This window comes from uncultured Algoriphagus sp. (genome assembly GCF_963974835.1).
GTDB lineage: Bacteria > Bacteroidota > Bacteroidia > Cytophagales > Cyclobacteriaceae > Algoriphagus.
In genome coordinates this window covers 144,677-171,520 of the sequence record NZ_CAXBET010000006.1, presented here as the reverse complement: position 1 = coordinate 171,520, position 26,844 = coordinate 144,677, and the positions used below count along the sequence as shown (strand labels likewise).

At 39.2% G+C, this 26,844-nt stretch carries 28 protein-coding genes; 16 read left to right on the top strand and 12 right to left on the bottom strand.

All coding sequences use genetic code 11. The features are described 5' to 3' along the window. The first annotated feature begins 49 nt into the window (after window positions 1–49). Together AACZ73_RS13540 and AACZ73_RS13535 are read left to right on the top strand one after the other, a co-directional pair. Complete coding sequence (locus tag AACZ73_RS13540) at window positions 50–985, top strand: zinc dependent phospholipase C family protein (protein WP_339878605.1); 936 nt, start codon at window positions 50–52, stop codon at window positions 983–985. Between the two features lie 105 nt (window positions 986–1,090). Next, window positions 1,091–1,441, top strand: coding sequence for a four helix bundle protein (locus tag AACZ73_RS13535; protein WP_339878603.1), 351 nt, complete (start codon window positions 1,091–1,093; stop codon window positions 1,439–1,441). A gap of 48 nt (window positions 1,442–1,489) precedes the next feature. Here the strand turns inward: AACZ73_RS13535 and AACZ73_RS13530 are convergent, their stop codons facing one another. Then, window positions 1,490–2,812, bottom strand: coding sequence for a pyridoxal phosphate-dependent aminotransferase (locus tag AACZ73_RS13530; protein WP_339878601.1), 1,323 nt, complete (start codon window positions 2,810–2,812; stop codon window positions 1,490–1,492). 372 nt (window positions 2,813–3,184) lie between these two features. Here AACZ73_RS13530 and AACZ73_RS13525 point away from each other — a divergent pair, with 372 nt between their 5' ends. Further along, window positions 3,185–4,399, top strand: a complete 1,215-nt coding sequence (locus tag AACZ73_RS13525; protein ID WP_339878599.1) for a metallophosphoesterase — start codon at window positions 3,185–3,187, stop codon at window positions 4,397–4,399. A 210-nt stretch (window positions 4,400–4,609) separates the two neighbouring features. Here the strand turns inward: AACZ73_RS13525 and AACZ73_RS13520 are convergent, their stop codons facing one another. The 3 genes from AACZ73_RS13520 to AACZ73_RS13510 are packed head-to-tail and all read right to left on the bottom strand — an operon-like array spanning window position 4,610 to window position 5,496. Then, the gene (locus AACZ73_RS13520; RefSeq protein ID WP_339878597.1) at window positions 4,610–5,011 is read right to left on the bottom strand and encodes a hypothetical protein; all 402 of its coding nucleotides are present in this window, start codon (window positions 5,009–5,011) and stop codon (window positions 4,610–4,612) included. Window positions 5,012–5,067: 56 nt separating this feature from the next. Next, window positions 5,068–5,286 carry a hypothetical protein gene (locus tag AACZ73_RS13515; protein ID WP_339878595.1) on the bottom strand — a complete coding sequence of 73 codons (219 nt, stop codon included), beginning with the start codon at window positions 5,284–5,286 and terminating at the stop codon, window positions 5,068–5,070. Window positions 5,287–5,310: 24 nt separating this feature from the next. Next, window positions 5,311–5,496 carry a hypothetical protein gene (locus tag AACZ73_RS13510; RefSeq protein ID WP_339878594.1) on the bottom strand — a complete coding sequence of 62 codons (186 nt, stop codon included), beginning with the start codon at window positions 5,494–5,496 and terminating at the stop codon, window positions 5,311–5,313. A gap of 143 nt (window positions 5,497–5,639) precedes the next feature. Here AACZ73_RS13510 and AACZ73_RS13505 point away from each other — a divergent pair, with 143 nt between their 5' ends. The 3 genes from AACZ73_RS13505 (at window position 5,640) to AACZ73_RS13495 (ending at window position 9,178) form a co-directional block, all read left to right on the top strand. After that, complete coding sequence (locus AACZ73_RS13505) at window positions 5,640–6,038, top strand: hypothetical protein (protein WP_339878593.1); 399 nt, start codon at window positions 5,640–5,642, stop codon at window positions 6,036–6,038. Window positions 6,039–6,616: 578 nt separating this feature from the next. After that, on the top strand, window positions 6,617–7,483 hold the full coding sequence (locus tag AACZ73_RS13500; protein ID WP_339878591.1) for a hypothetical protein: 867 nt from the start codon (window positions 6,617–6,619) through the stop codon (window positions 7,481–7,483). Window positions 7,484–8,371: 888 nt separating this feature from the next. Continuing rightward, complete coding sequence (locus AACZ73_RS13495) at window positions 8,372–9,178, top strand: DUF4393 domain-containing protein (protein WP_339878589.1); 807 nt, start codon at window positions 8,372–8,374, stop codon at window positions 9,176–9,178. A gap of 283 nt (window positions 9,179–9,461) precedes the next feature. Here AACZ73_RS13495 and AACZ73_RS13490 read toward each other — a convergent pair whose 3' ends face one another. Then, complete coding sequence (locus AACZ73_RS13490) at window positions 9,462–9,884, bottom strand: helix-turn-helix transcriptional regulator (protein WP_339878587.1); 423 nt, start codon at window positions 9,882–9,884, stop codon at window positions 9,462–9,464. 212 nt (window positions 9,885–10,096) lie between these two features. Between AACZ73_RS13490 and AACZ73_RS13485 the strand changes: the two genes are divergently transcribed. The 7 genes from AACZ73_RS13485 (at window position 10,097) to AACZ73_RS13455 (ending at window position 15,185) form a co-directional block, all read left to right on the top strand. Then, window positions 10,097–10,222, top strand: coding sequence for a hypothetical protein (locus AACZ73_RS13485; protein ID WP_339878585.1), 126 nt, complete (start codon window positions 10,097–10,099; stop codon window positions 10,220–10,222). Between the two features lie 292 nt (window positions 10,223–10,514). Then, the gene (locus AACZ73_RS13480) at window positions 10,515–10,775 is read left to right on the top strand and encodes a hypothetical protein (RefSeq protein WP_339878584.1); all 261 of its coding nucleotides are present in this window, start codon (window positions 10,515–10,517) and stop codon (window positions 10,773–10,775) included. Window positions 10,776–10,778: 3 nt separating this feature from the next. Then, a complete protein-coding gene (locus AACZ73_RS13475; protein WP_339878582.1) occupies window positions 10,779–11,384 on the top strand; it encodes a hypothetical protein in 606 nt (201 codons plus the stop codon). A 3-nt stretch (window positions 11,385–11,387) separates the two neighbouring features. Then, window positions 11,388–12,359 carry a HEPN domain-containing protein gene (locus AACZ73_RS13470; protein WP_339878580.1) on the top strand — a complete coding sequence of 324 codons (972 nt, stop codon included), beginning with the start codon at window positions 11,388–11,390 and terminating at the stop codon, window positions 12,357–12,359. A 676-nt stretch (window positions 12,360–13,035) separates the two neighbouring features. Further along, window positions 13,036–13,680, top strand: coding sequence for a DUF6266 family protein (locus tag AACZ73_RS13465; protein ID WP_339878578.1), 645 nt, complete (start codon window positions 13,036–13,038; stop codon window positions 13,678–13,680). A gap of 248 nt (window positions 13,681–13,928) precedes the next feature. Further along, complete coding sequence (locus AACZ73_RS13460; RefSeq protein WP_339878576.1) at window positions 13,929–14,264, top strand: hypothetical protein; 336 nt, start codon at window positions 13,929–13,931, stop codon at window positions 14,262–14,264. A gap of 75 nt (window positions 14,265–14,339) precedes the next feature. Continuing rightward, the gene (locus AACZ73_RS13455; RefSeq protein ID WP_339878574.1) at window positions 14,340–15,185 is read left to right on the top strand and encodes an HAEPLYID family protein; all 846 of its coding nucleotides are present in this window, start codon (window positions 14,340–14,342) and stop codon (window positions 15,183–15,185) included. 614 nt (window positions 15,186–15,799) lie between these two features. Here the strand turns inward: AACZ73_RS13455 and ettA are convergent. Continuing rightward, window positions 15,800–17,479 (bottom strand): energy-dependent translational throttle protein EttA, encoded by a 1,680-nt coding sequence (ettA, locus tag AACZ73_RS13450; protein WP_339878572.1) that lies wholly within the window; start codon window positions 17,477–17,479, stop codon window positions 15,800–15,802. Window positions 17,480–17,611: 132 nt separating this feature from the next. Here ettA and AACZ73_RS13445 point away from each other — a divergent pair, with 132 nt between their 5' ends. Together AACZ73_RS13445 and AACZ73_RS13440 are read left to right on the top strand one after the other, a co-directional pair. Continuing rightward, entirely contained in the window at window positions 17,612–18,859 is a 1,248-nt protein-coding gene (locus AACZ73_RS13445) for a DUF349 domain-containing protein (protein ID WP_339878570.1), read from the top strand. Between the two features lie 76 nt (window positions 18,860–18,935). After that, window positions 18,936–19,157: a DUF2795 domain-containing protein gene (locus AACZ73_RS13440; protein ID WP_024284896.1), complete on the top strand. Its 222-nt coding sequence runs from the start codon at window positions 18,936–18,938 to the stop codon at window positions 19,155–19,157. A 304-nt stretch (window positions 19,158–19,461) separates the two neighbouring features. On the opposite strand, the gene AACZ73_RS13435 is transcribed toward AACZ73_RS13440, so the two are convergent. The 5 genes from AACZ73_RS13435 to queA form a co-directional block, all read right to left on the bottom strand. Then, window positions 19,462–20,187, bottom strand: coding sequence for a LytTR family DNA-binding domain-containing protein (locus tag AACZ73_RS13435; RefSeq protein WP_339878569.1), 726 nt, complete (start codon window positions 20,185–20,187; stop codon window positions 19,462–19,464). After that, window positions 20,184–21,224, bottom strand: coding sequence for a histidine kinase (locus AACZ73_RS13430; RefSeq protein ID WP_339878566.1), 1,041 nt, complete (start codon window positions 21,222–21,224; stop codon window positions 20,184–20,186). The genes AACZ73_RS13435 and AACZ73_RS13430 overlap by 4 nt, the downstream gene beginning before the upstream one ends. Before the next feature lie 30 nt (window positions 21,225–21,254). After that, window positions 21,255–22,103 (bottom strand): DUF5668 domain-containing protein, encoded by an 849-nt coding sequence (locus AACZ73_RS13425; protein ID WP_339878565.1) that lies wholly within the window; start codon window positions 22,101–22,103, stop codon window positions 21,255–21,257. A gap of 227 nt (window positions 22,104–22,330) precedes the next feature. Then, complete coding sequence (locus AACZ73_RS13420; RefSeq protein ID WP_339878563.1) at window positions 22,331–23,014, bottom strand: 2-C-methyl-D-erythritol 4-phosphate cytidylyltransferase; 684 nt, start codon at window positions 23,012–23,014, stop codon at window positions 22,331–22,333. Between the two features lie 101 nt (window positions 23,015–23,115). Then, the gene (gene queA, locus AACZ73_RS13415) at window positions 23,116–24,165 is read right to left on the bottom strand and encodes a tRNA preQ1(34) S-adenosylmethionine ribosyltransferase-isomerase QueA (protein WP_339878562.1); all 1,050 of its coding nucleotides are present in this window, start codon (window positions 24,163–24,165) and stop codon (window positions 23,116–23,118) included. A gap of 208 nt (window positions 24,166–24,373) precedes the next feature. On the opposite strand from queA, the gene AACZ73_RS13410 reads away from it, so the two are divergent. Next, complete coding sequence (locus AACZ73_RS13410) at window positions 24,374–25,621, top strand: ABC transporter permease (protein WP_339878561.1); 1,248 nt, start codon at window positions 24,374–24,376, stop codon at window positions 25,619–25,621. An 81-nt stretch (window positions 25,622–25,702) separates the two neighbouring features. Here the strand turns inward: AACZ73_RS13410 and recA are convergent, their stop codons facing one another. After that, complete coding sequence (gene recA / locus AACZ73_RS13405; protein WP_339878560.1) at window positions 25,703–26,734, bottom strand: recombinase RecA; 1,032 nt, start codon at window positions 26,732–26,734, stop codon at window positions 25,703–25,705. Window positions 26,735–26,844: the final 110 nt, after the last annotated feature.

Genomic DNA, 26,844 nt, shown 5'->3' with positions numbered 1-26,844 from the left:
ACCGATTATCCGACCATTTATCTGCCAAAGATTTTGATTATTTTTAGATATGAGAATTTTTCTAATCTTGATATTTGCCATTTTTTTAATTTTTGAAACAGCATTTACCTGGGGTTTCTATGCACATTCCTTGATAAATAGACTGGCGGTGTTTTCTCTCCCCGAAGAAATGATTGGTTTTTACAAACCTCAAATACAATACATTACTGAAAATGCAGTAAACCCAGACCGCAGACGATATGCAGTGGAAGGAGAAGCAGAAAAGCACTACATAGACTTGGACATTTATGGAGATTCAGCTTTGCAAATTCTCCCTAAATACTGGAATGAAGCCGTTGAAAAATTCTCAGAAGACAGCTTGAGAATGAACGGAATCGGACCTTGGTCTGCCTATTTCACCTTTTTAAATCTCACCAAAGCTTTCGAAGCCAAAAACTCAGCGGCTATCCTCAGACTGTCCGCAGACTTGGGTCATTACATAGGTGATTTGAATGTGCCGCTCCATACCACGGTGAACTATAATGGACAGCTTACAGATCAAGTTGGTATCCATGGATTCTGGGAAAGTCGGATTCCCGAGCTTCAGGCAAAAGATTATCCACTTTGGGTTGGGCAGGCGGAGTATGTAGAAAAACCGCAATTGGCACTTTGGGATGCCGTCGCCGCTGCACATGCACAAGTTGACAGCGTGTTGGCTATTGAAAGAGACCTAACGAAAAACTTCTCTCCTGATCAGAAATACAGCTATGAGGAGAGAAACAATCTAACTGTTCGCGTTTACTCCAGAGAATTCACTGAAGCCTACGCTCTTGCATTGAATAGCCAGATCGAGCGACAAATGAAAAAATCCATTAGGATGATCGCCGACTTTTGGTTCACCGCCTGGGTAAATGCCGGGCAACCTGATTTATCTACTTTTTCAAAGGAATCGGGCGAGGAGGAAGTTATTGTTCCAGATTCAATGATTAAAGTGAGAGATCATTGAAAATCAGAAGGATGAAATTAAAAAGCTTAAAGTTTTCGCTAATTAGTATTTGAAGACTATGAAAATCAGAAATATGAATTTTGAAATCTAAAAATGTAAACCATCATGGATAAAGACTTGAAGCAAAGAACAAAAGCATTTGCTTTGGAAATTATAAAGCTTGTTTCAGAACTCCCCAAAAACACAGTTGGGTTTGAACTTGGAAAACAAATTGTCAGATCTGGGACCTCGATAGGAGCAAATTATAGATCCTCTCAGCGAGGTCGCTCGAGAGCTGAATTCATTTCCAAGTTATCAGTAGTTCAAGAGGAAGCTGATGAAACAATCTTTTGGCTTGAACTGATTTCTGAATCAGGAACTTCTCATGAAGAAAGGATAAAGCCACTTCATAGAGAAGCCTGCGAGTTAACTGCAATTTTCACCACAATGGTCCTCAACGCCAAGAGAAACTCTTAACGTTGAATAGCTCAGGTTTTTAGATTTTTCACTTCAGCATTCAGACTTTTAATTTGATACTTCCACTTCCGACCTCAAATACCTCCTAATCGCTGTCCCCAGTCTTCTAAACGTATTCTTAAATACTTCCTCATTCTCCTCCAAAAGTGTGACTCGGAAACCTCTCAAATCTGAGCAGAAAGAGGAAATAGGAACCACGCAAATCTGCTCGGCTGCCAATAAATTATAAACAAAGCGCTTATCCAAAGGCATGTTTTTCTCTTCCAGCCATGAATCCAGCAAACTTTGTAATTTCTGATCTTCAATCGGAAGAAACTGATCTTCTTTCAATACTCCCTCCTCAAATACAATGGTATTATAAAAAGCTCCTTGGGTTGGGTTAAACTTTATTCCCGGAATATCCCCCAAGATTTCACTCATCCACTCACTTCGCTTGCCGATTTGGGCATTTGCCTCTTCCCTGTACTTGAAATAAGCTGGATGCTTCATGATTTTCGGGATAGCTAGTTGTGGTAAAATAGTAGAGCAAACCTCTATCATTTTGGCATTTTCCAGCGTCTGGCAAAGCTTGGAGAATTCTTTGGATGATTCCCGATTGTAAAATTCCATCCAGCCACAGCGTGAACCTGGCCATGGGAATTCCTTGGAGATTCCTTTCAATGAAATTGCAGGTCTGTCTCCGATTACCTCAGCCAATGGAACAGCTGTAATTCCGTTATAGGTGATATTCTGATAAATCTCATCGGTGATGAGCAGTAGATTAAACTCCTCAGCAATTTTCACAAAAGCCTCCAAAACCTCCCTTGGATACACCATCCCTGTTGGATTATCAGGATTGATAATCAAGATTCCAACGATTGATGGATTATAACGGACCTTCAAATACAAATCCTCCATATCCGGAAGCCACTGATTATCAGGATCAAGTTTGTAGGTGATAGGGGCAGCATTGGCATGAGCAGCTTCAGCAGAACTATGGGTACTATAGGCAGGAGATGGACCGATAATTCTTGCCGTAGGGATCAAAAATTGATACAGCTTTGCGATAGCGTCGCCCAAGCCATTGAAGAATAAAATATCCTCGGCTGTGATTTGGGTACCTCCCCTTTCATTATTTAGATCAGCAAGAAACTTACGTGTTTCCAGCACTCCTTTAGAATCGGCATAGCCGTAAGTTTTATCCTCTTTCAATAAATCAGCGATAATCTCTTTCATCCAATCAGGCACATGATTGCTCTTTTGGATAGGATCACCGATATTTTCCCAAGTCATAGAATAGCCCAAGGCTTCCACTTGACGCGCTTTCTTCACAATACCGCGAATCTCATAGGTCAATTCTTCCGCTCCGGGTCTAAGGAGTAGCTGTCTCATAGGTTCGATGGGCTTAATTCCAACTATTTCGGGTGCAAAGAAACAAAAAAGGGAAAGGAAAGTGGATTTACCCGATAAAAAAAGAAATAGAATTTGGGTATCATCTTAGGTCAAGCTTCATTTCCTTAGGAAGTATTCCTGGGTTATTAAGTCAAATAACGGAGTTGGATCTTATTGATAACTCAGTTATTTCAAGAAATCAGACCTAAGAACTCCCCTTTCTTTAGATACCTGAGAAATTTTAAGTAAAATTCTTTAATCTGTTTACCCAAACAGGCATATACTACGTAGAAGGTTAATCTATTCTGCCCTTGCTTATATAGTATTCGGCAAATCATCTTACAATTCCCCGTTCAATAAAATACTCCTCTATTGTTACGTATTGCAATTCTCCTAGTCTTTGTATTCCTTATCGACTGGTATTCCTATCAAGCATTCTCGACATTATTCCCAGAGCAAAACTGGATTAAGATCAGCTTTTGGATCTTCTCAATTTCAGTATACCTTTTTGTCGCCTACGGTTTTCTGACCTTCAGCCGTAGTAGTCCTACTCCCAACTTTGGAAGGGTTATTTCCTTGCTCGTACTGTCCTTGATTCCAAAGTTGATCATTCTGGCATTTCTATTTGGAGAGGATCTCGTTCGGTTCTTAAGTGGAACCTATCAATCCCTTACCGGAAACCGGGAAGGTGATTTTCTAGCTGATCGCCGGAAGTTTATCAGTCAAACTGCATTGGTACTTTCCGCAATTCCTTTTTTAGGAATATTGCATGGCGTATTAATAGGCAAATATAGATACAGGGTAGTAAATCACACCCTGGAATTTGACGACCTACCCGAGGAGTTTGATGGCTTTACGATTACGCAGATTTCAGATATCCATTCCGGAAGTTTTGACAATAAAAAGAAATTAGAATACGGCATTGATCTTATCAATCAGCAAACATCTGATGTCATCCTATTTACTGGCGATCTGGTAAACAACCAAGCGACAGAAATGGAACCTTGGATTGATACTTTCAAGAAGCTGAAGGCACCTATGGGGATCTACTCCATTTTAGGCAATCATGACTACGGGGATTATGTTTCCTGGCCAAGCAGGGAGGCCAAAGCAGCCAATATGCAGCGCCTGTACGAAATCCAAAAAGAATTGGGTTTTACACTCTTGCGTAATGAAAATGTGAAGCTTGAAAAAGAAGGCGCAAGCATTGACCTGATTGGGATAGAGAATTGGGGAAAAGGATTTGGTCAATATGGAGACCTAAAGAAAGCTACATCAAATCTCAGTGATCAAAGCTTTAAAATCCTGATGAGCCACGACCCTTCTCATTTTGATGAGCAGGTGAAAAATTTCTCCCAATTTATCCATCTCACCTTGAGTGGACATACCCATGGAATGCAGTTTGGGATCGAAATTCCAGGTTTTATTAAATGGAGCCCGGTATCCCTCCGTTATCCTAAATGGGCAGGTTTATACGAGGAACTAGGTCGCTACTTACATGTCAACCGTGGCTTTGGATTCGTGGCTTTCCCGGGACGAGTGGGAATCTGGCCGGAAATTACGGTGTTGAAGTTGAAGAGGAAGTAGTGATGTTGGCTGGAGGGAATTTTTCAGAAAATAGTTTATATTAAAAAGTATGCTTTTGACTGGACATACAAGCCAATTCTAAATTGTTATATTATGAGGGTGGAATTACAAATTTCACTCAGTGCCTGTTTGCACTTCAAAGAATCAGGGAGGAAACTACACGCAGCAGGAAATTTTGGGGTACAATTATCTAAATCATTTCCTTAAATTTCAATTTTGAGATTTAGGTTGTTTGTTGAAAAAAATAACTCCCCATAAGACATAAGTCAATAATATTGCCATTACCACTAAACTGAAATAACCTTCGTACTTAAACTCAACTAGATCTAGCCACATAACCATAAGAATCATGAAAAGAATCGAGCCAGTCATCCTTAACGGCTTTGCTATTTTGACATTTTCCTCAAATTGATTAAATCTTTTCATACTTTTTTGATTACTTTCTGTTGGTATAGTTCTGAGATACTTTAATAATGCATAGTTAAAACCTGCTGCCATACATAAAACAGCAAGCATTGGTAAAATATTCATACCACTTGAATTAAAATAGACAAATGCTATAATTGCAATAGACCAAAGCGGTATAAGAATTTTTAAATATTTAATATTCATTAGTGTCCGTTTAAAACCAAGCGACTTAACGTTAAGATCGCTTGGCGTTGATAGATTTAACAACCCTCATATATAGCTATACCTGCAGCCGCAGAAACGGAGGCTACCGCTTGCAAACCAGCACCGGTCATTAATACCCCCATAAATGCAACTGGAGCAAAAAAAGCAGTTGCTCCAAGAGCTGCAGTCGCAACAATACCTCCAATGCATTGTGTAGCATTATTCATTTTTCCTCCACTTACCATCTGCATTTTTTCAATACTTAACTCTTTCATATTCTTATAATTTAAAGTTAAAAATTAATTGCAGATTTTTACGAGTAAGTAGCCCGCTACTTGAATGTGAACCTTGGCTTTGGATCCTTGGTCTTCCCTAGTCGGGTTGGTATATGGCCTGAACTTATTGTATTGAAGTTGAATAGCAGTAACTCCAGCTTTATTGATTAAAAACCCCAAGAGTCCGCTTGACAAGATCGACGAAATCATTAATTTGGTTACAACACCCGTAAAGAAGACCTTTTGCCAATTTCGATATAGATCCAATAAAGTGGATTAATGGGATTTATAGAGATGTTGGCGGTTATATAAAGCACCTATCTGGACCACACCTATTGACTTAAACCATATTTATGAGAAACCTAACTATTTTACCTCTTGCCTTATTATTGAGTATGCTCATCTTGGGGTGTGAAAAGGAGGACGAAAAAATCCAAACATCCATACTTAAAATGAAATGGATAGAGGCTTATGAAGAGAAGACTTCGGAAGAAATTGAAATTTTCCGCCCCGGTGATTACAATGATTTTCCTGCAAGCAGGTATAGACAAGTTTTCGTTTTTGATGATAATGGAGAAATTAAATATAGAGTGTTAGGTGCTAATGATGCTCATTATATGGCAAAAGGAAGTTGGGAGTACAATGAAAAAACAAAAATCCTAAAAATTTACAATACGGATTTGGAGAAAATATATGAATTTGAGATTATTGAACTAACCAATCAAGTGCTAAAAATAAAAGCAAACACCTAACTATATAATATATTTTTCTACTTGGGTGCAGGATTGTGAAATTGAAAGTCTAAATGCTAAAGTGAAAAGTCTAAAATTGAAAGTCAGAAGCCTGAAGTAAAAAGTCTGAAAAAAAAATACAAACTGGTATGCTCCCGATATACATCGTGTTTGTAACTCTTAACCGATTTCTTTGGCTTTCTAATCCGATTTTTTTTGGAAGGAGATGGTTTTTGAGAATATAGATCTCCCGATAAAGCTTCGCGATTTTATCCACCTTTATTATCGGCACTCGATGCTGGAAAAGGATTTTGAAGGTTAAAATTCTCATCTAAAAAGAGGATACAAAAAATACCCTGTACTGGGTATAGGAACTAAAGGTTTTGATGCCGTTCTTAAAGTTTTGTTGGATTATCGGAACTGAAAGACTTCATTTTTCAATAACATCTATTGATCCGTCAACAAAAGTTTGTTGTCATTTTGCTGTCTCATTTTTATTTTAAATAACTGATAAACAAAACATTAAAAGCAGAATAGAATTAATATATATATGATATATACGCAATTGTATTTTTACAAGTGTTAGCATCAATTAAAGAATGAAAGCACCAGGATATTTTACAAATAAGCCTCAATTCAAGATAATAGGAGAGTTACGAAAGACATTAGGCTTTTATGATTCAATTCCAACTACTATTGAATTAGTCATTAATGACTATGTAGATAAATGTAAGATTAAAGGAGTTACTCCAGAAAATGAACTCAATACAGTAGCCAAAAACTTTACAGTAAAGAATCACAATATCCAAAGTCTTGATTCTTCCCGTCAACACATCTATAACTTCTATATTCTATCTGTCTTCAATGTCGCTGATTCATTTTTCAGAGATCTAAAAAAGCTGATGATCAAATTGAACTCTATCCAAAACTGGAAAACAAAAAGTGGTAGAAAAGACTTGGACGCATTTAATCAAGTCATTGAGAATTGTAAATCTAAAGACGGTTCGACTTTAAAGTCTAAACCTGAATTTCACCTAATAAACTATTACAGATTACACCGAAATTCGGTTGTCCACAGGGTCTTTAAGAAAGAAAATCAATTTTCCGAGTCCGATAAGTATTATGACAAATATGTCCTCCCAAACGTCAACTATCATAAGACCACTTATAACTTGGATGCTCCTAATAAAAGCGATTCAATTAATTTACATGATTTCTTGATCTATACAAGGGCTATAAAGTACTATAACAACCTTATAAATGATGCTTGTTATAACTTAACTGAAAGTAATCTTGTGGATTTTGCATTAAGTGATGAAGCATTGACGAAAAAACTGAAGGGTTTTGACAAAGCAAGCGATAAGAAAAAACAGAAGCCTCTCAAAAATTTACTACAGCAGTATTTTAAGTTAGAGCAATGTCCAGAATTCGACTCTTTCTATAGAAATTACCTAATGAACGCTTAAAGCAAGAACTAAAAAAATGATAGGAAAGGAAAAAAGGAAACAGCTTTTTGATGTTTATTCCGCTCAACTTCAAAGTCTGATTGATCAAGGCTTATTCGACTTAGAGTTGCAGTTCGAACAAACATTTATTTGTCCTACTTGCTTACTCCAATTTTCAAAAGATGACCTTGATGTAACCAAAGAGAATTTCCTAACTCTTTAAGACATTACACCTAAATCTCTAGGTGGAAAAACGAATACTCTTTCTTGCAAGAAATGTAACAACTCATTTGGTCATGAGATTTATTTTTATTTAACTGAATACTCAATGAACTACACATCCATTCCTTTCTTTTAAATACAGGTTCAAAAGTAACCGTTACTCATAACGAGATTCAAGTTCAAGGAACTGTGAAAGTGGATGACAACGGTAAAATAACTATTATTCATCTTGAGAAGGTTAAGTAGCAGCAGACAGGATTTAGCCTAAAATATATGTCATTTGAAGAGACGTAATATTTTATAAGTAAAACCAGTCAAAAAATGTGTGTTGAATTCATGAGAAAAAGAAATAAGTAAAAAACTGTTGCAATCAAGTAGACGGCCGTGAGCCATAAGCCTAGGATGCGCCTCTCACTTAGCTTCGGGTAATAGCCTGTCCAGATTATTATTGGGAACTCCAGCGCTTAATGGACTTCACCCATTTGAACGACCATCTTTTTCGTCTATATTCACCATTCAAGGCACACAACGATTAATAGCAAATCGAGGTTTTGGAATTAACAATAGTAATTTTAGAAAACAAGTAAGTAAAGATTAAGCCAACAAGTCCAAGGAGTAAATTCCTATACTTGAAATAATAGAGACCGTTGGGTGTAATTTTTTTAGATATCAAAAATTTCAAACTATATGGACGAACAAAGTAAAGTAAATGCAATTGTCAACATTGGACAAATGAAGGTCGTCGAAAAAGCTTACGACGATTTAATAGGTCCACCTGCAAAAAATGTAGGCACTGCATTGAGTACGATAATCGATTTAGGAAATACTGTTCTATGGCCAATCAAATGGGTAAATGAAAGAACAAGAATTTACTTTCAGGCTAATTTAAAAAAGTATGAAGAAAGACTGAATAATATTCCAGAAAAATATATAACCGAAGTACCGACAGAAATTTCAATGCCGGTTTTACAAAGATTTACTTATGTTTCAAATGAAGAACTTAGTAATGCCTTTGTGAAACTATTGACATCTGCGTCGTCAATAGAAACTATAAGTAAAGCACATCCCGGCTTTATATATCTCATAGATAGACTCTCCCCTGACGAAGCCAGAATTCTTACTTATTTAAAAAATAAGAAAGACATACCACGTATCGACATTGTTTTTCATGAAGACCCTTCGAAATCAACTTTTGTGCATATAGCTTTAAATGTCACATCTTTGCAAAAAGCGGTAAATCTCGACAATCCTCAAAATATTGACCTTTACTTCGATAATTTAGTCAGTTTAGGATTGATAAGGCTTGTTGATTGGTATCACACTAATTTAGAGGAGGAATACAAAGAACTTGAGAATTCCATGAAAGAAATTATCCAAGAGTACAAAAAGGAAGGTGTTGAAGACAAAGTATTCGATAAGCAAATTACAATAGAAAAGCAAATGTATTTGGTTAGTGAATATGGGCAAATGTTTTTAGATGCTTCTATTGACTAAACTATGCCCAACAGGCGGTATGGCAATATGGCGGTAGTAATACTTCTGTTAAACATTTGTGCAAAGCTTAATGGCAGGAATACTATTGAATTTTGTGCTAAAAATCCACCAGACAGCCAAGCCATATCCGCTGCAGATAATTTTAGAAACCCCGTTTTAGGGTAGTCAGATCAATTATCTAGGCGTAGTCCCGTAAAGTGGCCGGGAGTATGAACGTTTTATTATCCTATAGAATAAATATTTTTAGTATAATCAAAAAACTTCGAGGTCAACAGAAAGGCCCCTACTTCTCCAACATCTTTTGCATAATCTCCACCTTCTCTCGCTCCGATTCTAAAAGGCGCTCATAAAGCTTTTTGTTTTCTTCCAATGCTTCTACCCACTTGTCTATTGGGTTTATGGCACATTCGATATTTACTGTATTTTTATTGCCTGGAGCATTAATCCCTGCACTATCATTAAAAGTATTATTGAATATCTGAATTGCCACTTCTTCTGAAAAACTCTTAATCGCTTCAGCAGGCACTTTTAAAATCTCAGCCACCTGTCGAAGTAACTCATCCTCCACTTCTTCTTTTTGCTCAAGCAAGCTGATTTTCTTCTGGGACCAGTCTTCCCCTAGCTCAAATGCCAAGGCCTCCTGTTTGATTCCCATCATTTCCCTGAATCGCTTGATATTTCTGCCGTGGTGGATCTTTTCGTTCATAGGTGAAGTGTTTAGAAAGGGAAATTAAGGATTTCTGACGAATTGACTAAACTAAAATATTCTGTTGGATGATTATATCCAAGTATGTCCGCACGAATCAAGACATTTGCTGTCTCTAATTCTTACACCAACTCGGCCTTTATTGACGCGGCGGCGTAAAAATTATTGTAGCGATCAGGTTTGGCCAGCCCCCTACTATATCGGCCATGCCTATGGCATTTACTGGAATTCTAGATCGACCATGTTTTCCAGCCATTGAAATGGCTGGCTATAGGATCGTCCATGCCTACGGCATTGGAATGGAAACCTTCATTAATCCAGATCTCAATCCCGAATGAACGGTTCTAAAAAATATCAATCCTTTCTATTTCAAGAATCTTATTTAGGAGTTCCGTAGGAACGACTCATCTCTTAGCCAGAGGTTTTAACCTCTGGAAATAAAAGAAACAGAGTTTTTTCAAAGTCCCATAGGGACGGTCAATAAAATTTATTCAATCCTATGGCATGCCTGCCTTCCATTTGCCTAGGTCTGAATATTTTATTCAAAACCCTTTCTAAACTATTCCCTTTAAGAATACCCTATCCCATTGATATTCATCAACTTGAATCCATCAAAAAATAAAAAACCACATGGAATTCAATATACACCTTCATCTTTCCGACATCTACTACTCCCCTATTTCATTGGGGGAGTCTATTTCCTCTATTCTTCAATCAAACCCATCCCTGACCTTGGAATATTTGCTCCAAGCCCTCGAAATCAACCGGGCACTGATTGCAGCAATGAACAAAGACTGGGCCTCAGAGTCTGAAATGTACAGCACTGTTCAGGCTTTGGTCAACAAACAGAAAGAACTGGAATATCAGGTCAGCCAATTACTAAATCCCTAAACAATGGAAAACACCTTTAGTACTTGCCGAAAAGCCTTTCGATCCAGCAACCAGCATCAGGCATTTGTCACATTAAAAGACCTCTTTCAGAATATCGGTGACATCTCATATTGGACCAGAAAAATTCAGGAGATACAGTGGGCTGTTTTTGATCATGAAATTGACTTTGAGAAGTGCCCTCCAGACTCCATGATCTATTCCGGTCAACTCACCCTGAAAATCATTTATTCAAGAATTCACTTACAAGAATTCCCAGAAATCCAAAAGAAAGACTTAGTCTGGGAACACATGGCTGATAGCTGGATACAAAGTATGTTTAAAAAACAATCTGAAAATTTAACAATGCTTCAATTAATGGAGCACTTGCCTAAGGCTCTATCGGCTGAAGAAGTATTAAACCCTTCTGCTTTTCTTCGAAAATTTTACCTCAAACACTCACTTAAAAAATGGATCAGACGCTGGAATCAGTTCCGTGAAATGGCCTTTTATAGCTATTCCATCTTTGATGGAGACGAAGGTGAATACCTGGAAGACTTCAACTACTTTCTCAAGCTGACAGAGGCTTGTTATCTGATCCATTCAAGATATTCTCCCATCCAAACCAATTGACCTATGTTCCAACTTAATTTCAAACACAGTCCCGAAGAAATTTTCGACTCTTATTATGATGAAGATATCAATGCTTACCTCTGGGAAATGCATCAAAGCTGGTTGCTGGAAATAGCAAAGCGGGATCTTACACACCTGGAAATCAGCAATAGACTATACTTTTTTGAATTGCTTATCACTCAGGTAAGCAAGCAAATGGAGCTGTTTAACGCCAGATTCAATCGCTCCATGGATGAAAAAAACCAAGAGCTCTGCAAGGCATTGGAGTTACTTATCCAGCCCAAAGCCATTTATTGGAAGAAAGGAAATGATTTCGCGGACTTCTACTTACTCCTTCCTAATCTATCACCGGATCAGCACGAGGAGGTAGAAAAGACCATGGGATTCCTAAGTAGCTTCTCCTCTGAATTTCACATTCATAGCATTGCCTGTAGCTATCTGTCCAGCCATCTAGAAGAAGGAACCCCATACTTTTGGAGGGAGTTTTCCCAAAGTCAGCCAGTCTATCAATCGCCGGATTTCAAAGGACTTCCCGAACTTTCAAAAGCGACATGGACAGAGATCCAACAAAAGGCACTGATCCGCTATGATTCAGGCATGAAAAAAGCAGAGGAATTGATGAAGCAAGCCCAGTCCTGTTTGACAGAAATGAAAATAATCCTAATGCATGAGGCTGCCGAACTATCCCTGCGAACTATCCTGCAGGCCTGGGAAATGATAGAAAAGAAAACTCATGAAATACGCGTCTTACTCCGCTATGCCGGAAAATACATCCCAGAGCTTACGCGTTTGTTTCAGTCTGAGGAAGAGATAATCCTATTAAATCTTCTTGATAAGTCCTATTCACCATCCAGATGCAAACCCCAATTCAATTGCTGTACATCCGCAATAGAAGAGATGAATGGGATGGTGGAGCAGATCCTAAAACTATGCTTAATAGAAAGAGAGAAATTTACCAGTGAACAATTGAATTGAAACCATCCTTTTTAGCATCTGCTTTAAGCCACACTCTCTGGCAGTTCTGACTTGTTAATGAGTCAGTCAGCGGGTCAGTCCGAGTAAGAAAAATTTAGAATTTATAGAAGACAGATGACGGTGTCAGCCTGAGCGAAGTCCAAGGCACTCTTAAAGTAAGTGAAGTTATTGTCCTCGTACCTTCAGACTTCCGTCTTCCGGGTGCTCGGACTGACTTGATTTTCGATAAAAAATACAATCCGTAATTGGTAGAGAATTAGAAGTCAGGCTGAGTAGAGAATCTACTTATGGGACTTCCTCATGGATCACAGGATTTTTAGCTATTCAGGCTCCTTGACGATTTTCAGGAGCAACCCTGAACCTATACGGTAGGATTTATAATTTTTTGGCCAAGCTTCGAGCTTACATCCTAGATATTTAATAGGATTCGAAGAGCGAGAACATTTTTGTTAAGCCCTCCACTAAGTCCCAATCAGTCAAAACCTTATCAAAAAGTATAGAGGAGCAGGACTTTATACAGGGTTTATCCAAGGTTTATACAGGATTTATATATGATTAACCTGCTTTTGCCTTGTAAAAATGTTGTTAAAAGAATGTCTAGTAGCTACTTAATCATTTGATTTTTAACCATTTATTATTACTTTGTCTATAGTTCAACTTTTAAACTAAAATACGTATGGCTACTCTTTCAGATTCCAGTGTAATTCAGCCTCAAGGAAAAGTGGGAGGTTTTACTTTTTACAAGCTCAATGGTAAAATCATCATGAGAAGTTTGCCCCGGGCTCCTCATAAAAACGGAACCAACCCCACTCCTCTTCAAAAAGTATATCAAAACCGCCTGGCAGAAGTAAATGATTATCTCCGACCTCTTTCCCGGGTTTTGGATTTTGGATATCAGAATTATCTAGACCAAAAAACCGGAGTGAATTTGGCGCACACTAATGTATCCACCAAGGGGTATAATCATAAGGCTAATCCACGAATAAACCCTGCCTTTTTACAAATCAGCAGGGGAAGTCTTTTGGGAGCTGAATCCCCTTTGGCGGTACGTACCGCAGATGGAATTACAATTTCATGGAAAGACAACTCAGTGGAAGGAAACGCCAGTGAAGGAGACAGTGTGATGATCCTATTGAACCAGCCGGAATTACAAAAGCATATCTGGATAAAAGAGGCTGGCAGAAGAAGAGACTTGCAAGCGTTGGCTCCACTTGAGGGTGAAAATTCGGAAAAGGAATGGGAAGTGTACTTAACTTTTTACAGACCTCTGAACAACAAAAAACTAGTGATATCTGATTCTATGTATTTGGGGAGAAGTTAAGAATATGGTACCCCAGCAGTTTCTTAAATGAAACTTGATTGAATTTTAAGCAGTATAAAATGATTGCCCGATAGAAACTTGTTACCAAAACTTCTTGACTAATTTATTTAGAACAAACTAAAGTATGCCAGCTGGATAAGTCAAGTTTCTGGGTATCCCGCAAAAATATACTCAGAAAAGTTAGTTAATTTTGCCCTGTGATCTGTCGGTTATTACATAGCAGTTTCCTAAGGTTTTTTTGGGGGTTGATGGGCTTGTACCTCTTCAACCTCAGTGTAGACACGTCAGATCCAAATCCAAGACACATTCCGGAAGATCTATCCATCAACGACCAGGAAAGCATGGTAGAATTGGTCGCAGAGCAAATCTTGGGTATGGAGGATGCTTTTGAGGAGTTTGATGATACTGATTCGGAAGATCAAACCTCCAAGAAGAATCTGAAACCTGATTTTCTTAAATTTTTCTCTTCCACGCCCAAACCTGTCGACAATCTTATCCCGATCAGGCTTCATCATTTTTCTAAGTATGAGGCAGTATTAAGCGGAGGGTATACTAGCATCAGCAGTCCTCCACCTAAATGGTGATTTGAATTTCTTTACAAAACCTGTCTGATTTTCTGTCAGGGTTAATTCAAACGAAAAAACACAATCACATTTAGTATGAAATATTTCTGGTTGCCAATAGTACTATTGGCCATGACCTCCCTTGCCCACGCCCAAAACACTGAAGCTGAACTGGACAGCATATATATTCAGGAAGTAGAAACAAAAAAATCTCCACCTAAAGTACTCCATGCCGAACCCCTTTATATAGATTTGATCCGGGATTTGGGAGCAAGAAAAGGAGAGAAGGAATGGAACCTTGGATTGGGACTTACTGATAATTTAAACTTTGACAGTTACGAAGCCTTAATCGAGTATGAATGGGCTCCTATCAACCGGTTAGGTTTGGAGGTCGAATTGCCTTTTACATTCTACTCACATTTTAAAAACACCGAACGAGATTCGATACCTGCCAACCGCCTAAACAGTTTGAAACTTGCGGCGCAGTGGTCCTTTTACGTGAATGAAAAAATTGCAACTTCCATGGCAATAGGATATATAAACGAATTTGAACTATCTGACTTCAAGAGCTTTGGAAATCCCATGATAGTAGGAAATGTTTACAATCCATTTCTGGTTGCAGCGAAAAGATGGGGAAGAAACTTTCATTCATTAATCTATACAGGGCCGATGATTGCCAGGCATTTTGAAACCAAGGAGGTTCATGTGAGTTATGATTTAAACACCAGCTTTCATTACATGATCCCTGGAACAAGGAACTTCATTGGATTTGAATTCAATAAGATTTTTGAAAAGGGAGATTTTGATATGACTATTCGTCCCCAAATGCGGGTAGGAATCACTGATCATTTGATGGTTGGCATCGTGGCAGGAATCCCTGTCAATCGTGAAAATGAGCGCCTGAGTTCTTTTGTCCGATTAATCTGGGAACCCAAAAATTAGATTTAGTACAGACAACCTTTGAGGTTTATATTAACCTCGAAGGTTTTTTTGATTTAACCGCAGAGGTCGCTGAGTGGCTCGCAAAGATGAAAAGATTCAGGTTGCAGTCTCAGTATAAGCATTATATGGTATTTGGTCTTGACTGAATTTTGATAGACGAAAAGTAACTTATGTGTCCCTGCACTGTAAATCACAACCTGTTCATCATCAATCAACTGTGCATCTTTTAACCACTTAGACTCACCAGACCCCTCTCATTCGCAAGAAACTTGATAAATTCACCCTGCCAATTGTACACCTAGGCTTATAGCATCTTCCTCCTATTTAAAACTAGAAGTTGGTCTTAATCGAAGTCCACTTCATCTCATTCAACAAAACCTATAAAAAATAAAAACCTCATCCAAGCCTGATAATCAAGTTTGAAAGAGGTTTTATGATTTTTAAACAATTATTTACGACTACCCGTCGACTTCGCTCAGGGTGACAATGTCAAGCTTATTAACCGAGTAACTAGCTCTTCAGCTTTTTTACTTCAGCTTTCTGATTTAATACTTCAGCCTACCTGAACACTGCCACTGTCAACTTTTAAGACTTCTGAATTTAGCTTTCAGACTTTATTTAAGGTTTTTGTATCGAATCCTCTTCGGCTCCACATCACCCAATCTTTTCTTCTTATTCTCCTCGTAATCTGAGAAGTTTCCTTCAAACCATACTACCTGAGAGTCTCCTTCAAAGGCCAAAATATGCGTGCAGATTCTATCCAAGAACCATCTGTCGTGGGAGATGACTACTGCACAGCCACCGAAGTTTTCTAAAGCTTCTTCCAGCGCTCTCAGTGTATTCACATCCAAGTCGTTGGTAGGCTCATCGAGAAGCAATAGGTTTCCGCCTTCTTTCAGCGTCAACGCCAAGTGAACCCGGTTACGCTCTCCTCCGGAAAGTACTCCAACTTTTTTCTCCTGATCGCCACCTCCGAAGTTAAATTTGGAAACATAGGCTCTGGAATTCACTTCCTTATTTCCAAGTTTCATCAGTTCATTTCCTTCGGAAATGGTTTGGTAAACCGTCTTATTTGGGTCCAGAATATCATGTCCCTGATCCACATAAGCCAATTGCACAGTCTCTCCTACTTCGAAATTACCTGCATCCGGTTTTTCCTGTCCGGTAATCAATTTGAAAAGCGTTGACTTACCCGCACCGTTTGGCCCGATCACGCCGACGATACCACCCTGTGGCAAAGCAAAAGTCAAGTTTTCGAATAGAAGTTTATCTCCATAAGCTTTAGAAACGCCATTCACTTCGATCACTTTCGCTCCCAATCTTGGCCCAGGAGGAATAAACAATTCTAGTTTTGCTTCTTTTTCCTTAGACTCCTCACCTACCAGTTTATCATAGGCACTTAGACGCGCCTTACCTTTAGCCTGACGCGCTTTTGGAGACATTCGGATCCACTCCAGTTCGCGCTCCAAAGTCTTCTGTCGTTTGGATTCTGTTTTCTCCTCCTGCTTCAATCTATTTTGCTTCTGATCCAGCCAGGAAGAATAATTCCCTTTCCATGGAATACCTTCGCCCCGATCCAACTCCAGAATCCAGCCTGCAACATTATCCAGGAAATACCTATCGTGTGTTACCGCAATCACGGTTCCTTTGTAATTCTGCAAATGTTGCTCCAGCCAATGCACAGATTCCGCATCAAGGTGGTTGGTAGGTTCATCGAGTAATAGCACATCCGGCTCCTGCAAAAGCAATCTACAAAGAGCCACTCGTCTCTTTTCCCCTCCGGAAAGGTTAGCTACGTTGGCATCACTAGGAGGAAGTCGAAGCGCGTCCATTGCTTTCTCCAACATCGTGTCCAATTCCCATGCGTTGGCAGCGTCTAGCTTGGTCTGAACTTCACCTTGCTTTTCGATCAAGTCATTCATCGCATCAGGATCTTCCATCAAAGCCGGATCCATAAATTTCTCATTGATTGCTTCGAATTCCTTTAGCAAAGCAACAGTCTCAGAAACTGCTTCTTCTACTACTTCTTTGACAGTTTTGGTAGGATCTAATTTTGGTTCCTGCTCCAACATTCCCACGGTATATCCAGGTGACCACACTACCTCACCTTGGAATTCCTTGTCAATTCCGGCAATGATTTTCAGTAGTGAAGATTTACCTGATCCATTCAAACCTAGAACCCCGATTTTGGCTCCATAAAAAAATGAGAGATAAATATCTTTAAGAACTTTTTTCTGTGGCGGGTAGATTTTTGAAACTCCTGCCATGGAAAAGATGATTTTTTCTGAACTCATGCGTTATATTTTTACTTTAAAGTTGCACTTAAAGATCAAAGATGGCAAAAAAACCGCTTTCTTAGGATAAGTGCTTTTGAATTAATTAATTTGCGGAAAATCGAAAACCGCCAACTAACCTACTGTATAACAATGGAACATCCGTATGGATATATCAAAGAAAATAAAGTCTATTTAAAAGGTTTTTTGGGTCAGCAAGACCGGGTGATCGGTGAGGTAAAAGAAGATGAAGTTTCTACACTAAACTATTTTGAGGATCGATTCAAACAACTCAAGGAAAAAGTAGAAAAGCTCAAAAATGACATTCAGGAAAACCAGAATAAAGGTTCCTTCCTGATGAAACTTATACACCTCAGGGAATCACTTATGCAATCTGATGCACTGGGTGATTTTGAAGCATTAATCAACGAACTAAGCGAACAAGAAGAATATCTAAACGAAATAATACAGGTAAACCGCAGCAAAAACCTTGAAGTAAAGAAAGCTTTAATTCTCGAAGCTGAGGAGAGAAAAGATGACACTGACTGGAAGGAAACCACAGAGTTCTACAAGGAACTCAAATTACGATGGATTAAGACAGGACCAGTTGACAAGGAAAACCAAGAAGAAGTAGAGAATACATTCAATGCCTTAGTACAACACTTCTTCGAAAACAGGAGACATTTCTTCGAAGGTCTGGCACTGCAGGCTGAGGAGAATATCAAAGTTTACGAAGCATTGGTCGTGCAGGCTAGGGAAGCGCATGATTTTCCGGATGCCAAAATTGCTTTTGACATCTCCAAGAAAATCCAACGGCAATGGAAAGAAGCTGGCAAAGTACCTGCAGAAAAAAGACAGCCGCTGTGGGATGAATTCTCCAGACTCAACAACCGTATATTCTCCAGATATAAGAGAACTCTTCAGACTGGGCCACAAATGAATCCGCGGGAACTCATGCGGAAGATAGAGACTTTGACAGATGAGATTAAAATCCTTGCAGGCAAACCCACTTCTTATACCCTAGTCGGAAGGGCAAAGGAAATTCAGGAAGAATGGCGAAAACTTCCTCAGCGCAAACCTAGGGAAGCAAATTTGATCGTAAGATCTTTCCAGTTCTTCTCTGATATCGTTTTTGAAAAGGCATTTCTTGAAAAACTGGTTCACGGTAAATATTCTGATTATGATGAGAAGCCCGAAGCGGAACAAATTCAGATAAAAACTGCTTTATTGAAAGATTTATTGAAAAGAGATCAGACTGAGCTGGAGGCGGCACAAAACAATACGGAGAACTTCCGCGTACAGTCAGCTGATTTTGATATAATGATGAAGAAAAAATTATTTGCGGTGAAGAGAAAAGTAGATGTGAAAAATTATATTTTGAAACAACTTTCTTTTAAATAGAAATACACCGCTGAATATTTGAAAAAAAGAATAATTTTGCAACCCTTAACTCCGGAACTCCTTTAAAATAAACATTATGTACTGGACACTCGAATTAGCATCCTATTTAGAGGACGCACCCTGGCCAGCCACCAAGGATGAATTAATTGATTATGCCATCCGATCCGGCGCACCAATGGAAGTAGTAGAAAACTTACAAGAATTAGAAGACGATGGGGAACCCTATGAGACCATCGAAGAGATTTGGCCTGATTACCCAACCAAAGACGACTTCTTCTTCAACGAAGACGAATATTAAATGCAAAAGGCCCTGAATGATCGGGGCTTTTTCTTTTTTGTAACCTGGACTATTTTAACCACAGAGGACGCAGAGATCTCGCAGAGAACGCTGTATTTAATTAATAGGTCCTACCACGAATTTAATAGAAGTCTTTCAATGAAAAACGAATTGGTTCAAGTCTCATGACTTGGACCTTAATCATTGCAGTCTTCAGACTGCCTTTCATTGATCATGCTTTTTTTACAGCAGTCTGAAGACTGGATTAAAAAAGGCACAGGTCTGAAGACTCCTTGCGCCAACCACTGCAACTGTTCACTGAAAACTATAAGCCCAAAACCTGTCTCAGCTTGGAATAGCCTGTCTTACTCACTGGCACTTTTTCTCCGCCGCGAAGTAGCACAAGGTAATTATCCCGCTCGTAGGGCTCAATTTTGGTAATCTCATTCAAGTTGACCAAGTAAGATCTATGAACTCTGGCAAATCTGGCTGGATCCAACGCTTCCTCCAGTGACTTCATGGTCATTTTCTTCAGGTATTTGCCAGTAGCCGTGTGAATCGCGATGTAATCGTCTTCGGCTTCGAAAAAATTCACTTCATGGGTAGGAATGATTTTGATCTCATTCTTCACACGTACCACCAATCTATTTCGCTTTTCTGCCAATTCATTCATTCGCTGACCTGATTCATTTTTCGCTCCCTGCTGAGCCAGGAACCTTTCTATTGCTTGAATAAAACGCTCCTGAGAAAAAGGCTTCAGCAAGTAGTCTATAGCCATAGCATCGAAAGCCTGTAAAGCGAACTGGTCAAAGGCCGTGGTAAATATCACTGCCGGTGGCTCATCAAGTAATTCCAACATTTCGAATCCGGTGATTTTCGGCATCTGGACATCCAAAAAAATCAGATCAGGTTCATGTTCCTGTATTGACTTCAGTCCCTGAAAACCATTTTGGCAAATACCCAGAATCTCAAACTGTGGAAAATTGGCTAAAAACTCCTGCACAATACCAGCCGCCAAGGGTTCGTCATCTATGATTAAAGTTTTGATCATTTCAGTTGGGGGATTTTTAAAATTACAGTAAAAAGTGAATCCGCGGATTTAGATTCTAAAAGGTCCTTTCTTCCGAAAAGCAAAAACAGCCGGCGATCTACTGAGCTCAACCCAAAACCAGTTCCTTTTGGCGCAGCAACTTCAGGATCAAATGGATTGTCGATTTTCAGCTTCAGGTAATTTTGTTCCTTAAATGCGTGCAAAGTGATTTTCACATCCTCCGTGATGCCATACAATCCATGTTTGATGGCATTTTCAAGTAGAGGCTGAATCAGCAACTGAGGTAAATGCATTTGCTTCACATCGTCTTCTATATCAAATTCTATTTCCAGTCGATGACCAAATCTGACGCGTTCAATGTCGAGGTACATTTTCAGGTAACTTAACTCTTCCTCCAAGCTCATCCATTGCTGGTGGTCCTTGCGAATTGTGCCCCTTAGAAAATCAGAAAGTTGAAGCACCATTTCTCTAGCTTTCTGAGGTTGAGAAACTGTCAATGCGCTAATTGAATTGAGACTATTGAAAAGAAAGTGTGGCTGTAGTTGCTGACGAAGCTGGGACAATTCAGCCTCTTTGGAAAGCTCATTCATCATAATCTCCCGCTTTTGTGCTTCATCCTGCTGCTCTAACTTGGATACTACAATTGCGATTAATGCCACCAGGACCTCCGCCAAACCCAAAATCACCCAGCGAAGGTAAAAATGATTTTTAAGGAAAATCTTATACGATTCCTGATCAGAATAAATCCACTTCAACAAAAACTGATGACAAAATACTGCAAGCAAACTATATAAAAGAGGTAATCCCAACAGCAACCAATTGTTACTTCCTTTTGGGATATAAAAACCAAATACCCGATCAAGCATATTTATCCCCAGAGAGAAAAACAATGCAAAAATCAAAGCATCTACAATCGCTATAGATTGATCAATTCCATAAAAAAGAAGTAATCCAGACGTAGCAAGGAACCAGATTACTCCGGCTCCTTGGACTATCCAATTACTTTTAGAAGGGTTTGAAAATGCTTTCGAAAACAAACGACTTGGGGTTTTATATAAGGGATCTCGTTAATAAGATTTAATTTCCAAACCTCCGAAGAAAACTGTTCCTCTAATTATCAACACTTTATCGGAATCTACTTCAGACTGACGATACACTCGCTTGTCTTCCACTCCCGCAGCTATGTTGGTCACTTCTACACGCACATCCCAATGCGGAGGCACCACCAACTTGATAGCTCCAAATATCACATCGACTTGAAGAGTTATCATTCCGGAGAAATCAGCCTGTGTCAGGTCAAGATCGATCCCACCAAATGCAGCAGTTAACTTTCCTCCTTGGAAATTCTTCGTAAGCATTCTCTTATTTATCCCACTCATGATAGAGTCTATGGAAACACTATCTGAATAACTGGTTCCTGAGACTCCTGACATACCTGCGTATGATTTTGCCCCTGAAGAATAATTGGAGGAAGCGGTCTTCTCGCCTTTATTATATTCCTCCCCTATTTTAATCTCCTCACTGGTCGCCAGGGGAGTTTTGGATCTAGCCCTGATTTTTTCCTGAATATCTTCTAAGACTTGTTGCTCTCTGCGCTTCTTCGTAATCAGGTAAATACCAACCATGATCAGCGCTATAGGAAATACAAAACGCTGCAAACCGAAATTAAAATCAAATTCCCGTTCCAGCAAAAAGAACATACCTAATCCCAGCATCAATACCCCAAAAAAGCTTTTGAATTCGTGCTTTACCAAAGTAATCACACCTATGGCGATCAATATCATCGGCCACGAGAGTAGCCAATCCGGATAAAAAACATCCAATTTCCTAAGTAAAATCAGGACACCCACTGCGAGGATAATAAATCCGAAGATCATCCCTCCGTCATTATTATGGTTAATGCGATTTCGTTTCATCTGCGTATATTTTTTTTTTTAAAAGTCAGATGGAATCTTACATAGTTAGTGATCATTTCATGACATGACACCTGAAGTATGTTCGATCTCATCATTCTGCTTGTTTAAATGATGTTCGAAAATACTGAGCACATGCACATCCTGAAATATACAAAAGGTCAAGCCTCTCAAAAAGTCGGTAAAGCACACAAAAAAGTCGGTAAAATATCCTCTTAAAATTTCATCGATTAGGAAAACTTCTTAGTGGCAATAAACTCCGCATAATCCATATCTTCAGGAGTTGTGATCTTGATATTTTCGGTATTCCCGGAAATTAAGGTCACTTGCCACCCTTGGTTTTCATAGACAGTAGCATCATCGGTAAATTGCTGAAGCTCGGTGACCGCGAATGCTTTCTTGATTTTATCAACCTGGAAAGTCTGGGGGGTTTGCACCAAACGGAAGTTTTGCCTCTCCTGATAAAATGATTTTCCATCATCCGTGAGCTTTCTAATAGAGTCTTTCAAAGCCATCACAGTAATAGCACTCCCTTCCCGCTCTGCCACCTTATAGCTTTCCAAGATTACTTTTGGATCCACGAATGGCCTTACTCCATCGTGAATAGCTACTAGCTTGGTATCAGGATTTAGCGAATCCAAACCATTTCGGACAGACTGAAATCTTGAATTTCCGCCGGCTACTACACGATGTGGAACAGAGAATTTATATTCATTACAGAGTCTTTCCCAGTAGGAAAAATCATTTGATGGCAAAACAAGTATCAAATCAATAGCAGGATCTATTTGATAAAAAACAGAAAGTGTGCGCATCAATACCGGCTGTCCGGCAACAGGTAGATACTGCTTGGCAACTGGCCCACCCATTCTTGTACCTCTGCCTCCTGCTACCAGGATAGCTGCTTTATTTGTCATACTAATTTTCCGCAAAAGTAAGGATTCCAATACCCTCAGGTTTTACCGCAAAGTTATATCTGTGTGAAAATAAAAAAAGCTCCTTTTCGGAGCTTTCAGTATTAAAGGATCAACATCGCGTCTCCGTAAGAGAAGAATCGATATTTCTCTTTGATGGCTTCTTTGTAAGCTTTCATCACCAGATCATATCCTCCGAACGCTGCTGCTGTCATAAGCAAAGTAGATTCTGGAAGGTGGAAATTGGTAATCAATGAATTTGCAATTTTGAAATCGTAAGGAGGAATAATAAACTTATCTGTCCATCCACTACTAGCTTTTAGGCGACCATTTGCTGTCACTGAAGATTCGATAGTTTTCAGGGAAGTCGTCCCTACTGCCACTACACGTTTTTTGGCATCTAAAGATCTATTGACCATCTCCACAGTTTTGTCTGGAATCTCATAGTTTTCAGAATCCATTTTGTGCTTGGTCAGGTCCTCTACGTCTACCTGGCGGAAAGTACCTAAGCCTACATGAAGAGTAATAGGAGCCACATCTACACCCTGAAGTTCTAGACGCTTCAGCAAATGTGGGGTAAAATGCAATCCTGCTGTTGGAGCTGCTACTGCACCTACGTTTTTAGCAAATACCGTTTGATATCTATCTTTATCTTCAGCTTCTACTTTTCTTTCGATAAATTCCTTCAATAGAGGAGTTTCACCTAACGTATCTATTGTCTTATGGAATTCTTCTTCCGTTCCATCAAACAAGAAACGGATAGTACGCCCTCTGGACGTTGTATTGTCAATCACCTCAGCTACTAGATCTGAATCCCCAAAGTAAAGCTTATTCCCTACTCTGATTTTTCGGGCAGGGTCTACCAAAACATCCCAAAGCTTCAACTCAGCATTTAATTCTCTTAACAGAAATACTTCGATTTCAGCACCGGTTTTTTCTTTGTTTCCGTATAGTCTTGCAGGAAAAACTTTTGTATCATTGGTAACAAAGACATCACCATCACCGAAGTATTCGGTGATATCTTTAAAAATTCTGTGTTCAATTTTTCCCGTATCCCGATGTAAAACCATCAATCTGGATTCATCCCGATTGGCTGCTGGATAATGGGCTACTAGTTTTTTTGGAACGTCAAATTTGAAATCCGATAATTTCATATGTTTATTATTTGTCTTTTAAAGGCCATATGGAATCTTGCATGGCTGATAATCATACCCGTATATGTCGTTTCCGACATGCTCGATTTCATAGATTAATTTTAGATGTCTTGAGTGATTTAGAATAACTCTAAAAAATGCAAAGATACTAACAATATCAGGCAATTTCAGCTAACTTAACAAATTGTTTTAAACCAACTAAATAGGCATGCTCTTTTTCAAACTAACATGGGAAAGTTTTCGCTTTGCGATTTCAGCTTTGAAAACCAATCTGACTCGGACTATATTATCCCTTTTGGGGGTTACAGTAGGTATTTTTGCAATTATAGCAGTATTCACCTTGGTGGATTCCTTGGAAAATAATATAAAGTCTTCCTTTTCTTTTCTTGGCACAAATGTGATGAGGGTAGACAGGTTTCCATTTGCCAATGGCCCACAGGATTATCCTTGGTGGAAGTATTTCCGTCGTCCGCCGGGTACCGTGGCTGAATATGAATTCCTTCAGGAAAGACTAACAGCCGCTGAAGCAGTGACTATATCTGCCTCAGCAAATACCACGGTGAAAGCGGGGAGTAATGCCTACCAGGGAATGTCTCTCACAGGTGCAGTCTACTCGTATCAGGATGTATATGAAATATCCTTGGAAGAAGGTCGCTATTTTACACAGTCAGAGATCAATGCTTCCAGAAACTTTGCCATCATAGGAAGAGAAATCGCCAACACACTTTACCCACAGCAGGAAGTGATAGGTAAGCCTATAAAAATAAAAGGAATGAAATTCACCGTAATAGGTGTATTTGAAGAAGAGGGTGAAGGGTTGTTCGACGCCCCGTCCAAAGACGAAGCCTGTCTGATTCCTTATGGTGCGTTTAGCAAAATGTATTACACCGGAAGGAATGGCATGGAGCCAACCATCGCTGTCAAAGGCTTGGAAACAGATATTGGATTGGTCACTTTGGAAAATGAAATGACTGGACTCTTACGCGCTAAAAGAGGCCTGAGACCACGAGACGAAGACAATTTTGCATTGAATAAAACAGAGTTTATTCAAAATGCCATCGGATCAATTTTCGATGTAATTTCTGTCGCAGGTTGGGTTATTGGAGGATTTTCTATTCTCGTTGGCGGGTTTGGAATAGCAAATATCATGTTTGTATCTGTTAGAGAACGGACTAATATAATTGGAATCCAAAAATCATTGGGAGCAAAAAATTATTTTATCCTATTCCAGTTTCTTTTTGAATCGGTCTGCCTAAGCCTGATTGGAGGAATCACAGGGATTTTTATAGTCTTCTTGCTGAGTTTTATACAGCTAGGCAGTCTGGAAATAGTACTTTCTTTCAGCAATATCATGCTGGGATTGGGAGTTTCCACTATTATAGGAGTTGTTTCCGGAATAGTTCCAGCTACACTTGCTGCACGGATGGATCCTGTAGAGGCAATTAGAACTACATAATTGATTTTTATGAAACAAAAAAAACAGGTTGCTCTATCACTGAGCAACCTGTTTTTGTTTCCATAAGTAAAATTCTAGAAACTATTCTTTTTCAGCAACTTCGATTACGCCTTTTGAAGATAGTCCCGAGGCGGACTTAATCTTAACTTCCAGTTCTTCCATCAATTCGGGATTATCCAGAAGAAGAACTTTCACCGATTCTCTCCCTTGGCCTAATTTCTCGCCATTATAAGAGAACCAAGAGCCAGCTTTTTTGATAATATCCAGTTCTACGCCCAAGTCTATGATCTCCCCTACTTTGGAAATCCCTTGCCCATACATGATGTCGAACTCTACAACTTTGAAAGGAGGTGCAACCTTGTTTTTCACCACTTTCACCTTGGTTCTATTACCCAAAATATTATCTGCGCTTTCCTTGATTTGACCAATTCTACGGATATCCAATCTCACAGAAGCGTAAAACTTCAATGCATTACCTCCAGTAGTAGTCTCAGGGTTTCCAAACATTACCCCAATCTTCTCACGAAGTTGGTTGATAAAAATACAGGCACAACCGGTTTTATTAATTGCTCCAGTCAGCTTACGTAAAGCCTGGGACATTAACCTAGCCTGTAACCCCATTTTACTGTCACCCATATCCCCTTCCAATTCTCCCTTTGGCACCAAAGCAGCCACAGAATCTATCACGATGATATCTATCGCTCCTGAGCGAATCAAATGCTCGGCAATTTCTAACGCTTGCTCACCATTGTCGGGCTGGGAAATCAATAGATTCTCAGTATCAATACCCAGTTTCTCAGCATAACCCTTGTCAAACGCATGTTCGGCATCGATAAAAGCTGCCAAGCCTCCAGCTTTTTGAGCCTCAGCAATACAATGAAGAGTCAAGGTCGTTTTACCGGAAGATTCCGGTCCATATATTTCGATTACTCTACCACGTGGTATACCTCCAATGCCCAGAGCAATATCCAAACCCAAAGAACCTGTAGATATAGCTGGGATATCCACCACTTTATTGTCACTTAGCTTCATCACAGTTCCTTTTCCATAAGTTTTATCCAACTTATCGATGGTCAGCTGCAAGGCCTTTAATTTTTCAGCGTTGTTACTCATATATTTTGAATTTGTAAAATCAATTGTTTAGTGAAAGTAAATAATCAACAGACCATTACCAAGGTGGGCACATCTATTGTTTTGGGATACTAAATTCGTAATTTTAATCG